At 72.0% G+C, this 12,000-nt stretch carries 13 protein-coding genes; 3 read left to right on the forward strand and 10 right to left on the reverse strand.

Features of this window, described 5'->3' with window-relative positions; all coding sequences use genetic code 11:
• Positions 1 to 17 precede the first annotated feature (17 nt).
• The 3 genes from V5O46_RS07500 to V5O46_RS07510 all read right to left on the reverse strand — a co-directional run bounded on the left by V5O46_RS07500 (position 18) and on the right by V5O46_RS07510 (position 4,027).
• The gene (locus V5O46_RS07500; protein ID WP_332883642.1) at positions 18 to 2,246 is read right to left on the reverse strand and encodes a phosphotransferase family protein; all 2,229 of its coding nucleotides are present in this window, start codon (positions 2,244 to 2,246) and stop codon (positions 18 to 20) included.
• A 114-nt stretch (positions 2,247 to 2,360) separates the two neighbouring features.
• Positions 2,361 to 3,104 (reverse strand): HAD family hydrolase, encoded by a 744-nt coding sequence (locus tag V5O46_RS07505; protein WP_332883643.1) that lies wholly within the window; start codon positions 3,102 to 3,104, stop codon positions 2,361 to 2,363.
• On the reverse strand, positions 3,104 to 4,027 hold the full coding sequence (locus V5O46_RS07510) for a GntR family transcriptional regulator (RefSeq protein ID WP_408648927.1): 924 nt from the start codon (positions 4,025 to 4,027) through the stop codon (positions 3,104 to 3,106). Before V5O46_RS07510 ends, V5O46_RS07505 begins: the two co-directional genes overlap by 1 nt.
• A 146-nt stretch (positions 4,028 to 4,173) precedes the next feature.
• Between V5O46_RS07510 and V5O46_RS07515 the strand changes: the two genes are divergently transcribed.
• Entirely contained in the window at positions 4,174 to 4,362 is a 189-nt protein-coding gene (locus V5O46_RS07515; protein ID WP_332883644.1) for a hypothetical protein, read from the forward strand.
• Between the two features lie 6 nt (positions 4,363 to 4,368).
• Here V5O46_RS07515 and V5O46_RS07520 read toward each other — a convergent pair whose 3' ends face one another.
• Positions 4,369 to 5,280, reverse strand: a complete 912-nt coding sequence (locus tag V5O46_RS07520; protein WP_332883706.1) for a FadR/GntR family transcriptional regulator — start codon at positions 5,278 to 5,280, stop codon at positions 4,369 to 4,371.
• 189 nt (positions 5,281 to 5,469) lie between these two features.
• Here V5O46_RS07520 and V5O46_RS07525 point away from each other — a divergent pair, with 189 nt between their 5' ends.
• Positions 5,470 to 5,655, forward strand: coding sequence for a hypothetical protein (locus V5O46_RS07525; protein ID WP_332883645.1), 186 nt, complete (start codon positions 5,470 to 5,472; stop codon positions 5,653 to 5,655).
• Between the two features lie 256 nt (positions 5,656 to 5,911).
• On the opposite strand, the gene V5O46_RS07530 is transcribed toward V5O46_RS07525, so the two are convergent.
• From V5O46_RS07530 to V5O46_RS07540, 3 genes are all read right to left on the reverse strand, one after another.
• Positions 5,912 to 7,168 (reverse strand): GNAT family N-acetyltransferase, encoded by a 1,257-nt coding sequence (locus V5O46_RS07530; protein ID WP_332883646.1) that lies wholly within the window; start codon positions 7,166 to 7,168, stop codon positions 5,912 to 5,914.
• 254 nt (positions 7,169 to 7,422) lie between these two features.
• On the reverse strand, positions 7,423 to 8,463 hold the full coding sequence (locus tag V5O46_RS07535) for an asparaginase (RefSeq protein WP_332883647.1): 1,041 nt from the start codon (positions 8,461 to 8,463) through the stop codon (positions 7,423 to 7,425).
• 85 nt (positions 8,464 to 8,548) lie between these two features.
• Positions 8,549 to 9,175 carry an RsiG family protein gene (locus V5O46_RS07540; protein ID WP_332883648.1) on the reverse strand — a complete coding sequence of 209 codons (627 nt, stop codon included), beginning with the start codon at positions 9,173 to 9,175 and terminating at the stop codon, positions 8,549 to 8,551.
• A gap of 169 nt (positions 9,176 to 9,344) precedes the next feature.
• Between V5O46_RS07540 and dtd the strand changes: the two genes are divergently transcribed.
• Entirely contained in the window at positions 9,345 to 9,770 is a 426-nt protein-coding gene (gene dtd, locus V5O46_RS07545) for a D-aminoacyl-tRNA deacylase (RefSeq protein ID WP_332883649.1), read from the forward strand.
• A gap of 101 nt (positions 9,771 to 9,871) precedes the next feature.
• Here the strand turns inward: dtd and ygfZ are convergent, their stop codons facing one another.
• Genes ygfZ through V5O46_RS07560 form a run of 3 tightly spaced genes read right to left on the reverse strand, consistent with a single transcriptional unit; the run spans position 9,872 to position 11,891 of the window.
• Entirely contained in the window at positions 9,872 to 10,837 is a 966-nt protein-coding gene (gene ygfZ, locus V5O46_RS07550; protein ID WP_332883650.1) for a CAF17-like 4Fe-4S cluster assembly/insertion protein YgfZ, read from the reverse strand.
• 9 nt (positions 10,838 to 10,846) lie between these two features.
• Positions 10,847 to 11,284, reverse strand: coding sequence for a Fur family transcriptional regulator (locus V5O46_RS07555; protein ID WP_332883651.1), 438 nt, complete (start codon positions 11,282 to 11,284; stop codon positions 10,847 to 10,849).
• A gap of 31 nt (positions 11,285 to 11,315) precedes the next feature.
• The gene (locus V5O46_RS07560) at positions 11,316 to 11,891 is read right to left on the reverse strand and encodes an FABP family protein (RefSeq protein ID WP_332883652.1); all 576 of its coding nucleotides are present in this window, start codon (positions 11,889 to 11,891) and stop codon (positions 11,316 to 11,318) included.
• Positions 11,892 to 12,000: the final 109 nt, after the last annotated feature.

Below are 12,000 nucleotides of genomic sequence, written 5' to 3' on the forward strand. Positions count from 1 at the left end.
GCGTACGGACCGCCGGGTCAGCGGGTGGTGGGGCGGCCGGGGGGCAGGGGGAGGGCTGGGCCGGAGGGGGCTCTGGCGGACAGGCCCAGGCAGGCGGTGGCGGCGGAGAGCGTCATCGCGTACGAGTCGACGGCGCGGCGTACGTTCGGGGCGTCCAGTCCGACGCCGGTGACCAGGCGGTCGAGGTCGACGTAGGCCGAGCGGATCGTCTCCAGCCGGCGGTAGATCCGCCAGTCCCGCTCCCAGTCCCGGGAGCAGTCGGAGGGAACGTTCCTCTCCCAGCGGCGGAACATCCGGTCCCGGATCTCCGGGCGGGTCGGCGTCAGATGCATGTGCCGTACCAGGTCGTACAGCGGGTCGCCGACCATGGCCATCTCCCAGTCGATGACGGTCAGGGCGGACCCGGGCCGCTCGCCGCGCACCAGGTTCCACGGGTTGAGGTCGCCGTGCAGCAGGCTCGGGGCGCGTGCCGTCATCCGGTGGCGGGACAGGATCTCGTGCAGCCGGCGCGCGTCGGGCAGCCCGAAGAGCCGTGCCGTCTGCTGGGTCCTGTCCGGCAGCCCCGCCACGATCGCGACGAGCTGCTCGGTCAGCCAGTGGAAGAACGGCAGATCGCCCGCGGCCGGGTCCAGCCGGCGGCAGTCGACGCCGGTCAGCGCGCACAGCTGGTCGACCAGGTCGTCGGCCTCGTGCGGCAGCAGCCCGTGCACCGGGTGCCCGGGCCGCTGTCCGGGGTCGGCCGGTCCGACATAGGTGTGGATCGCGAACCGGTCGCCGTGGCTCACCCCCAGCGCCAGTACGCGCGGTGCCCGTACCGCCGCGTCCGCCCGCTCGATGGCGTCCAGGACCGAGTGCTCGCTCAGAAATCCCAGGGCGCGTTCGCGCCGTACCGCTGCGGCGACCCTGCGCCGCACCACCACGGGGAAGGCGGCGCCGGGCACCGACACCACGGTGTTGAGGTGCGCGGTGCCCTGGAACACCCGTTCCGCGGGCGCCTGCGCCTCGGCCACCAGGGCGCGGCTCACCAGATGCCGCGGGAAGGAGGGGTCCTCGGGCACCCGGTCGTCCGGCTGCCACTCGCCCGTGCGCGCGGCGGCCCCGCCCGGTCCGGACCGGCCGTGCCGGGCCCGCTGCCAGCGCAGCAGCGCGCGCTCGATCTCGGCGGTGTCCGGCACGCGGGGCAGCCGCAGCGGTTCCTCGGCCCCCGCCAGGCTCCGCCGCACGGCCGCCGTCGCCGCCGCCAGACCCGCCTCGTCCCACGACTCCGTCAGGGACACCGCAGCCCGCACCACGTCCGGGAAGACGGACTGCGCCCGTTCGAACGCCACGTAGTGCCGCAGGTCCCGGGCGAGCCCGTGCACGGCCGCCGGTCTGACCGCCGTCATCGCATCGGCCCAGGCGCCGACCACCTCGGCCCACTGCCGCTGCGGGTACCGCATCCGCACCAGATGCACGGCGAGATCGTGCAGGGGATCCCCGTACGTCGCCAGTTCCCAGTCCAGCCAGCTCGGCGGCGCCGCTGCGGCGGTGTCCGGCACGATCACGTCGTCCGGCACGATCACGTTGTCCCGGTGCAGGTCCCCGTGGAGCAGACCGTAGGGGCGGCGGGCCAGGACGGGCACCCGCGCGGCGAAGTCGGCCAGGGCGCCCTCGGGCACGCCCAGCATCACGAACAGCCCGCCGAATGACGCCCAGTTGGGCTGCCGGACGGACCGGTCCGCCGTCCGCGCGAGCGTCCGCAGGAAGCCCTGGCCGTCCCGGTCGCTGCGGGGCCAGGCCGACGGCAGCGGCGGGAGCTGCTCCCTGCGTACGCGCGTCAGCCCGGCGAGGAACCCGGTCAGCTGCCGGATTCTCGGCGCGGGCACCGGCTCGCCGTACGGGATCCGCGCGGACAGCGGCACGCCTGCCGCAAAACTGTGGACGGCGGAGCGGCCGCGGTCGGCGAGGACTTCGGGCACACCGGGGACGACCCGGCCGACGGCCCGCAGGAGCTCGGGTTCCCGTTCCCAGGTCCGGACCACCAGCGGCAGGGCGTCCGTCCTGCGCACCCGCACCACGACCGGGCCGCCGGGAGCGCGCCCCAGGCGCGCGGCCATCGGCTCGGAGAGCGGCAGCACATAGGTGCGGTGGTGATGACCACCGGTCATCACTCCGTCCTGCACAGCCTGCCGGACGAACTCGTCGTAGACGGGATCGGCGGCACATCGCCCCCAGAACTCGCGCACGGAGGCAGGAGGTGCGCCCACGGAACACTCCTGGGAAGGGAAGGTGAGCACACCCTAGCGTCGGTGCCCTCCGCGCACACACGGACCGGGGCGATCCGTGGGCCCAACGGGGTACGCGCGGGCGCCGGGCCCGGTTCAGGGACGGTCCCGCGCCACCTGGAGCACCGACTCCAGCGAGGTCACCACGTCGCCGGCACCGGCACCGGCCTCGTGCAGCAGTTTCCGCTTCCGCTCGTCACGGGCGTAGCCGAGGAACCCGATGCCCGCCCGGCGGGCGGCGATCAGGTCGGACGGCGTGTCCCCGATCATCAGGGTGGCCTCCCGGGTGGCCCCGGTCGCGGTGAGGGCGCGGTCGAGGCAGTACGGGTGCGGCTTGAGCAGCGCCAGGTTCGTGGTCCGGCCGTAGACGTGGGGCGCGAAGCAGGCTTCCAGGTTCCGGCCGCTCAGATAGGCGCGGGCGGTCCTGGGGGAGTTGTTCGTCGCGATGGCGAGCCGCACGCCGGTGGCCACCAGGGTCCGTATCAGCGGATCGGCGTAGGGGGTGGGCCAGGCGGAGGCCGCCGCGGTGAGCTCCGCCTCGGTCAGCCGCTCCTCCAGCGCGGCGACCAGATCGCTGCGCGGGTGCATGCGGTCGACGGCGTGCAGGACCACATGGGGATCGGCGGTCCGCTGTTCCTCCGGGGTCAGCAGACCGCGCAGGCCCTGCGCCCCGAGCCACTCGATCAGGTCCTCCGCCACCTGATGGGCCTTGTGGCCCGCGAACAGCCGGCAGATCGGACCGTCGAAGTCCCAGAGGACGACCCGGGCACGGGCCACGAGGGGGCGTACTCTCTCCCTCTCCCTCGCCACCCGTTCGGTCTGCGTCGCATCAGAAGTCACTAGGAGAGTGTCAGGTCGGACGTGATGGTTTCCCAGAGGGCGTCGAACCACTTCTCGGTCTCCGCCACGAAGGCCGCGTCCCGGTGGCCCGTGCGCCGGAGGAAGGAGAACAGCAGCGCCTGCGAGCCGAGCGCGTCGTACATCTCCAGGGTGAGGCTTCCCCACTCCTCCTCGCGCCGTTCGGGGGTGTAGTACCCCATGAGCGCCTCCTCGCCGTTGAGCAGGTACATCTTCACCGGCGGGGTGAAGGGCAGGGCGCGGAAGCGGACCTGGACGGTGATGCCGTGGGTGGCGCGGACCGCCTGCAGGTTGTGCCGCAGGACCTGCGCCTGGGCGTTGCGCATCTGCAGCCAGCGCTGGTGCACGGGGTCGTCGTCGCTGCCGGCCGGGGCGGGGCCTGCACCGGCGGGGGCCGTGGCGGTGCCGTGGCTGCCGACCGAGACCGGGAAGGCGAGATTGATGTCCCGCGAGGGCATCAGCACCCGCACGTCGATCGAGTCCGGCCGGACCCTGCCCTCGTGGATCAGGCGGAGCGGCTCGCTGAGGCCGAGCATCAGCGTCTCGGCGGTCAGGCACACGGCGTCGATCCGCACCCGGGGCACCGCGAAGGCGTCCCTGAGCCGGGACGCCAGGCCGACCATGGCCGGCTGTGGCTCCCCGTGGACGGGTGCCGGCGCGGCGATGCGCGGAGGGCTGCCCTTGCTGACGTTGCTGAGCAGCCCGTCCTCCTGGAGCGCCCGCAGGGCCTGGCGGACCGTGCCGCGCTCGACGCCGAACTCCTCGGCGAGCTCGGCCTGGGTGGGCAGCCGGTCACCGGGCTTGAGCTCGCCCACGCGGATGCGCTCGCGCAGGACGTCGGCGATCTCCTGGGACGAGTGCCTGCTGCTGCCGTTCACGTCCGCGCTCTCCTGGGTGGTGGTCACGACCAAACGGTACAACTCCGATCCATCTATGAGGAGTTGTTGAGAAGTTGTTTATAGATTAGAGCCAAGTGGGGACAACCTAAGCAGAGTTGGTTACCAACTCGTCCAAGTTGGCGGAAGTTTTGCTTCCGAAGGGGGGAACCACCGTGCCCGTCCTCGCCCTCGTCTCCGCAGTTCTCGTCATCGCCTTCGAGCAGCTCGTCCAGTGGCGGTACGGCGCCGCCGGCCTCGTCGGCCTGCTCCTGCTCACCATCGGCATCAAGGTGAAGAGTCCGTCCCTCAGCTCCGCCGGTGCGGTGCTGCTCGCCCTGCTGGTCGCGGGCCCCGCCCTGTGACCGGAATCAGGCCGTCAGCACCAGATCCGAACTGATCGTCCCCCACAGCGCGTCGAACCACAGATGCGACTGCTCCACGAACGTCGCGTCCCGCGCCCCGGTCCCCTGGCTGAACGCGAACAGCATGGACCGGGTTCCCTCGGCGTCGTACATCTCCAGGCTCTCGTGGTCGATCTCCTGCCTGCTCCGGGTGAGCGTGTAGTACGCGAACAGCGCCTCCGCGCCGTTGAGCAGGTACAGCTTCACGGGAGGCGTGAACGGCAGCGCACGGAAGGAGACCTGTACATCCATGGCGTGGGTGGCCCGCAGCGCCAGCAGGTTGTGCTGGAGCACCTGCCCCTGTGCGTTGCGCTGGGCCACCCACCGCTCGTGCACCGGGCCGTCCCCGCGACGCCCCCGGACCGGGACCGGGAAGGCAAGGTCGATGGCGCGGGAGGGCAGCAGCACCCGGACGTCGATCTTGGCCGGTTTCAGCCGCCCGGCATGGATCTCGCGCAGCGGTTCACCGAGCGCGAGGTTGAGGGAGACCGCGGTCAGGCACAGGGCGTCGATCTCGACGTGCTGGGCGGCGAAGGCGTCGGCGACCCGGGACGCCAGGTACACGGTGGTGGGCTGCGGCAGCGCCGAAGGGCCGGTCAGCGCCCTGTCGGGGTCGGGGGCGACGGTGGCCGGACTGCCCTTGGTCACATCGGTGAGCAGCTGGTCGGACTGCAGGATGCGCAGGGCCTGCCGGACCACTCCGCGCTCGACACCGAACTCCGCGGCCAGCCGGGCCTGCGTGGGCATGCGCTGGCCCGGCCGCAGCACCCCGGACCTGATCCGGGCGCGCAGCTCGTCGGCCACCTCGCGAGGTGTCCGCTGTGACCGCTGTGGCCTCGTCCGCCCATTGACGGAGGCGTGTTCCGGGTCCACGACCAAACAGTACAACTTCCCGCCATCTTATGGCAGTTCAAAAGTAGGTGGTTATGAGTCGCTTCCAAGTGGAGATAAGTACAGTGAAGTTGGCAGCCAACTTGAGCAACATGGTCAATCCTCATGGAGGTTGGCCAGCAGGGTGACAGCTGGGAACCACGTCCCCTCGGGGGCGCGTCCCGAAGGGGGAACACCATGCCGCTCATCGCCATCGTCGTCGCCGCACTCGTCATCGGGTTCGAGCAGCTCGTGCAGTGGAAGTACGGGCCGATGGGCATCATCGCGTTCGTCGCGCTGTCCATCGGCATCAAGGCGAAGAACGCCACGATCGGCGGGATCGGTGCGGTGATCCTCGTGATGCTGCTCGCCCAGTCCGGCTAGGCCGTATCCGACCCGTCGGCCGGCCGGGCTCCCTTCCGGAGGGGAGCCGGGAGCCCGATCGGCACGGAAACACCCGCACAGCCACAACCACAGATCACAGCCACAACCGCAGATAGCACGCACAACTACAGATACAGCCACAACCGCAGATCACAGCCACATCTGCACACAGCACAGCCACAACCACACACCGACAACCGAAGAGCACGCTACGGATGCACACACCCGTCGTCGGCAGGAGGGAGCGGGAGCGGCCTCAGAACATGTCCGGGCACCAAGGCCGCCTGGACGTACGCAGCAGGGCGTCGGCCTCACGGGCGGCGCCCGCTCGTTCTTCCCGCACCCGGCCGAGCGCCGCCAGCCGCACGGCCGACTCGTCGCCCAGCCAGAGCGTCGCCAGGTCCCGTACGTCGAGGACGAGTTCGGCACTCTCGGTGGTCGCCGTGCAGGATCCCTTCCCGCCCGCCGCGGCCTCCAGCCGCCACCGCCCACCGGTCAGCCCGGCGGCGTCGGCCACCTCCAGCACCAGCGAGCCCGCCGCCTCGTACGTCCGCGCCTCCAGGGCCCGTACGACGTCGAGGATCCGCACCCACAGCCAGTCCGCCTGCGAGGTGATGTGCGCGGCCCGGGGGTCCGGCAGGAAGTGCGGGAGCAGATCGTCGGGGGCGCGCCAGCCGCTCTTGACGGTGGTGACCCAGTCGATCGAGCACAGATAGCGCCACAGCGCGCGGTCGGCGGCCGGGGTCGCCCCGATCAGCCACTTGACGGACGCGGTGTTCAGCGGCTGCTTGGCGTCGCCCCATCGGTCGTCCGCCGTGTAGGCCGTCATGCCCTCGACCTCGCCGCCCGCCGTGCGGTACACGGCGAAGAAGGGCTCCGTCCAGGGCGACTCGAACCGCAGCTCCCCGGTGCGCGCCTGCCACCACGCAGGGGGCTTGCTGACGGCGCCGGGCTGGGCCAGGCGCAGCCGCTCGAACAGCTCGGGGCCGAGCTTGCGGACCTCCTCGCCGTCCACCAGGTCGATCCGGCCGCCGTCCTCCGGTCCTGCCCAGCGCGGGTCGAGACCGGCGCGCGGCACGTCCACGGTCCACTCGGCCATCGTGGTGGCGGGGCCGAAGCCGTACCGGCCGTAGATCGGGTACTCCGCCGCGATCAGCGTCGCGACGACGTCCCCCCGCTCCTTCGCCGCCGCCAGGTCCTGGGCCATCATGCGAGTGAGCAGGCCGCGGCGGCGGTGGGTCGGGCTGACGGTGACGTTGGATATCGCGTCCGACGGCACCGGGGTGCCGCCGACGGCGGTGACCTCCTGGTCGAAGGAGCGGAACGTGGCCACGCAGCGGTCGCCGTCGAAGGCGCCGAGGAGGCGCCCGGGCACGAACAGGCGGCGGCGGGCCCGGAGCACCTCGTCCGGGGAGGTGGGTGCCTGCAGGAACCCGGTGTTCAGGGCCCGGTCCCAGGCGGGCAGTTCGGCCTCGGTGACGGGACGGACGTCGATGTCGGTGCGGCGGGTCATACGCCCACCGTAGACATCCGGCCTCGCCGCCGTCGCGCCGTTTTCCCCGCCACCCGCGCTCGCGGACGTCTCGCCCCTCCTGCGTCAGAACATCCCACGGGACCCGAGAACACCCGCGGACCCCAGCGCACCCCCACGGACCCCAGCACACCTACGGCCCCCAGCACATCCCGCGAACCCCAGAACACTCACGGACCCCAGAACATCCCACGGACCTCAGAACACCCCGCGGACCTCAGAACACCCCGCGGACCTCAGAACACCCCGCGGATCTCCCCCACCTCGCGGCCGCCGCCCAGCAGCGGTGACCGGCCGATGCGCGCGGCCACCCGGGTGCCGACTCCCATCAGGGTCAGCGCGCGGGCCAGTACCGGGCCCAGGGCGCGGGACGCCCCGTCGTCGATCTTGAAGGCCAGGGCACGGCCGTCCGGCAGCGCCACCGCCTGCACGGCCTCCGCACCCATCTTGGACAGCGCGCCCGGCACCTCGCGCATCAGCAGGGTGTCGGCCCGGCGGCTGCCGGCGACGTACTCGGGGTGGGCGCGCATCGCGTCGGCGACCCTGCGCTCGGCGGAGCCGGGCTCGGCGAGGACGAAGGAGCGGTAGGCGCGGGCCAGCCCGGTGAGGCTGATCGCCATGAGCGGTGCCCCGCAGCCGTCCGTCCCGACGGCGGCGACCTCCTCACCCGCCGACTCCTCCACAACCCTGTGGACGAGCCGCTGCAGCGGATGGCCCGGGTCGAGGTAGCTGTCCAGGGGCCAGTCGCGCACCGTGCACGCGGCGAGCATCGCGGTGTGCTTGCCGGAGCAGTTCATGGTGACCCGGTCGCGTGCCGCGCCCGAGGCCAGGTACGTCTCGCGTTCCCGCGCGTCCAGCGGCAGGTCGGGCGGGCACTGCAGCCGGGCCGTGTCCAGGCCGTGCTCGGCGAGCATCTTGCGCACCAGATCGCGGTGGAAGGGCTCCCCCGAGTGACTCGCGGCGGCCAGCGCCAGCCGCTCCCCGGCGAGGTCGAGGCCGGCCCGCAGCACCGCCGCCGCCTGCATCGGCTTGTTCGAGGAGCGCGGGAAGACCGGCACCGTCACGTCGCCGAGTGCGAGCTCCACCCTCCCGTCGGCATCCAGCGTCACCAGGCTGCCGCGGTGCCGTCCCTCGACGAAGCCGGACCGCACCACTTCGGCGAGAACGGGTGCCGCGCCGGACGGCTCCCCGGCGCTCCGTGCGGACGAGGACACGGCGGACGGTGCGGCAGGCGGTCCTGCGGGTGGCTCTGCGGGTGGCACGGCGGACGCGGGCATCGGCGGTGGCATCGGCGGTGGCCTTCCGACGGGGGTGAGAACCTGCCCCCGTCGGCAGCCGGGCCCGGATCACCGGGCCCGCACGTCACGCAAGCAGGTCGTCGACTTGTGCTTCCCCTTCACGGTACCGGCGGGCGATCTCGGCACTGCAGTCGTCGGCCGTACGCTGCAGCCGCTGGCGACGCCGGGACACCTGCTGTTCATAGCGCACCAGCCGCCCCATCGCCGCCGTCAGCTCCGGCCCGGTGCGGGCCGTCAGGTCGGACAGCTCCACCTCGCCGAGCATCTCGTCGGCCAGCCGCCGGTACTCCTCGCCGTGCGGGGTGCCCAGCGTCACATGGCGGGCCGAGGAGCGGTGCCGGGCCGGGCCGTCGGTGAGGATCTCCGGGAGCCGGTCGACCACGGACGCCGGCTCCGGCGTCGCGGGGCTCGGGACGGGATCGGGCCCGCGCCGGGTCTGCTCCGCCCGGAGGATGTCGATCCGGCCCTGCAGCAGCCGCCGGACATAGCTCAGGTCGGCCTCCTCGCGCTGGGCGTCCCGGCGCAGTGTGCGCACCTCGGGCAGGCTCAGCGCGGTGAGATCGCGCCCCGGAGGCCCGGCGGGCAGCTCGGGGCTGTCCGTGCGCTGCACGGGTGGCCGGATGCTCTCGCAGCCACCCGGGTACGTCAACGAGACGAGTCCGGGTGGCTGCCCGGTGCTCGGTGTGCTCATGTGCCTCTACCGTCCCCTCGACCGGCGTCTGAGAGCATCGTGCCACCACTTGTGGCCACTATGTGACCGAGTGCCCCCGATCCGCCCCAGATGGGGGGTTAGAGAGCGAAAACAAACCCCGTACGGGGTCGCAAGAGGGCGCCCGGGGGGCGCACGGCATCATGGCCGTATGCGTGCAGTGGTACAGAGGGTGGACGGCGCGAGCGTCGTCGTGGACGGCGAGACGGTCGGCGAGATCGACGGCGAAGGGCTGTGCGTCCTGGTCGGGGTCACCCACGAGGACACCGAGCAGAAGGCGGCCCAGCTGGCCCGCAAGCTGTGGTCCCTGCGCATGCTGCACGACGAGAGGTCGTGCAGCGACGTCGACGCGCCGCTGCTGGTGATCAGCCAGTTCACGCTGTACGGCGACGCCCGCAAGGGCCGCCGGCCCACCTGGAACGCCGCGGCGCCCGGCGATGTCGCCGAACCGCTGGTCGACGAGGTGGTGGCGCAGCTGCGCTCGCTGGGCGCGACCGTGGCGACGGGCCGGTTCGGTGCCCGGATGCGGGTGGGGCTGACCAACGACGGCCCGTTCACGGTCCTGCTGGACATCTAGTCCCGCTGCGGACCAGGCCCCGGTGGACACCTGGTCCCGCTGCAGACCAGGCCCCGGTGGACACCTGGTCCCGCTGCAGATCCGGCCGCGGTGACCGGGCCCTACGGCTCGACGACGGTCTCCTGGGCGGCGGCCGTCTCCCCGGCCAGCAGTCGCGCGTCCACCGGGACGCTGCGCTTCACCAGGGCCAGGGCGACCGGCCCCAGCTCGTGGTGGCGTACCGACGTGGTGACGAAACCGATCTTGCGACCGTCGGGGCCGTCGTCCGCGAGCCGGACCTCCGTGCCCGGCGCCGGCAGATGGACCTCGCTGCCGTCCAGGTGCAGGAAGACCAGCCGGCGCGGCGGTTTGCCGAGGTTCTGCACCCGGGCCACGGTCTCCTGACCGCGGTAGCAGCCCTTCTGCAGATGCACCGCGGTGCCGATCCAGCCCAGCTCGTGCGGGATCGTGCGGTGGTCGGTCTCGAAGCCGAGCCGCGGCCGGTGCTGCTCGACGCGCAGCGCCTCGTGGGCGAGGAGCCCGGCCGGGGGCCCGGCCCGGTCGGCGAAGGACTCCAGGTCGGCGCGGGGCAGGAACAGGTCACGGCCGTACGGGGTCTCGCGGACGACGGCGCCCTCGGGCGCCTCGGCGATGGAGCCGGCGGGCAGATGCACGACCGCGGTGTCCGCGGTGCGGTCGGCGACCTCGACCTGGTAGAAGAACTTCATCGACTCCAGGTACGTGATCAGCGCTTCCCGGGTGCCGGGCTCCACGTGCGCCCAGACGGTCGCGCCGTCGTCGACGAGATACAGCGCGTGCTCGATGTGGCCGTTGGCGGAGAGGATCAGCGCCTCGGTGGCACGGCCGGCCGGCAGGTCGCTGACATGCTGGGTGAGCAGCAGGTGCAGCCAGCTCAGCCGGTCCTCGCCGGTGACCGTGACGACACCGCGGTGGGAGAGGTCGACGAAGCCGGTGCCGTCGGCGAGGGCGCGCTGTTCGCGGAACAGATCGCCGTAGTGGGCGGCGACGCCTTCGTCCGCGCCCTCGGCGGGGACGGCGCCGGGCAGGGACAGCAGGGGGCTCTTCATACGCCTAGCCTACGACCCGGTACTTGAACCCTTCAGGGAACAGTCCTGGCACCGACCGAAGATCGCGAAGTGCTTCATGTCCGTGTCGAACCCGAACTCCTCGCGCAGCTTCGCGGTGAACTCGGCGGCCACCGACAGATCGGCCTCGATCACGGTGGTGCAGTCCCGGCAGACCAGGTGGATGTGGTGGTGGCGGTCGGCCAGGTGGTAGGTGGGGGCGCCGTGCCCGAGGTGGGCGTGGCTGACCAGCCCCAGCTCCTCCAGCAGCTCCAGCGTGCGGTAGACGGTGGAGATGTTCACCCCCGACGCGGTCTTGCGCACCTCGGAGAGGATGTCGTCGGGGGTCGCGTGCTCGAGGGTGTCGACGGCTTCGAGGACGAGCTGCCGCTGCGGGGTCAGCCGGTAGCCGCGCTGCCTCAGGTCGCTCTTCCAGTCGGTGCTCACCACACGCCAAGTCTAGGCCGACCGGACCGGCCGCCTACTTGAAGAAGGCGATTCCGTCGTCGGGCATATCGTCCGGGAGGGCCTTGGCCCAGCGCTCGACGTCCTCGGGGGTGACGACCTTCTTCAGGTGTGCCGACATGTAGGGGCGCAGCTCGACCTCGGGGGTCTGCTTCTCGCCGACCCACATCAGATCGCTCTTGACGTAGCCGTACAGCCGCTTGCCGCCGCTGTACGGGCGGGCGGCGGGTGTGCGGGCCACCGCGTCCGTGACCAGGTCGATCTGCGGCTTCTGGTCGGCCATCTCGCCGTACCAGATCTCGATGACTCCGTCGTCGCGGGTGAGGGTGACCTCGACCCGGCGCCGGTCGTCGATGCGCCAGAAGCCGTACTCGGTCTCCAGCGGCCGGACCTTGTTGCCGTCCTTGTCCAGCACCCAGGTGTGGGAGTGGTACTCGAGGAAGTCCCGGCCGTCGTGGGTGAAGGTGACCTCCTGGCCGAAGTTGCACTTCTCGGCGCCGGGAAAGTCGTGGACGCCCGCGCCGGCCCAGTTCCCGAGCAGGAAGGCGAGCGGGACGAGGTCCTTGTGGAGGTCGGACGGGATCTCGATCATGTGCGGCTCAGCAGTCTCGTACGTCGGTGCGGTCGGGCGGTCAGCGCTGGCCCTGGTACAGCTTCTTCACGGCCAGTCCGGTGAAGGCGAGGACGCCGACGCAGACCAG

Origin of the sequence: Streptomyces poriticola, from assembly GCF_036689765.1 — a bacterium.
Taxonomy (GTDB): Bacteria; Actinomycetota; Actinomycetes; order Streptomycetales; family Streptomycetaceae; genus Streptomyces; species Streptomyces poriticola.